The 358-nt window shown below is 67.9% G+C and carries 1 protein-coding gene; it reads right to left on the reverse strand.

Features of this window, described 5'->3' with window-relative positions; all coding sequences use genetic code 11:
• On the reverse strand, positions 1 to 358 hold a 358-nt coding region (locus PUR56_RS31220; RefSeq protein ID WP_329951438.1), incomplete at both ends, for a transposase.

Here is a 358-nt window from a genome sequence, read left to right on the forward strand (position 1 = left end):
GAGCCAGGCGACGGTGCGCTCGATCACCCAGCGGTGCCGGCCGAGGCGCTGGGAGGACTCGATGCCGCGGCGGGCGATGCGGGCCGGGATCTGCCGCCGGCGCAGGTAGGTGCGGATGAAGCGGTGGTCGTAGGCTTTGTCTGCGTGCAGCTTGCCGGGTCGGCGTCTCCTGGGTCCGCGTCGCGAGCGGATCGGCGGAATGGCGTCGACGAGCGGGATCAGGGCCTGGCTGTCATGGACGTTGGCTCCGGAGATCGCGAGCGACAGGGGCAAACCGGTACGTTCGGTGAGCAGGTGGATCTTCGACCCGTATTTGCCCCGATCGACAGGATTCGGACCCGTCAACTCCCCTTTTTCA

The organism is Streptomyces sp. BE303, from assembly GCF_036290945.1.
Classification (GTDB): domain Bacteria; phylum Actinomycetota; class Actinomycetes; order Streptomycetales; family Streptomycetaceae; genus Kitasatospora.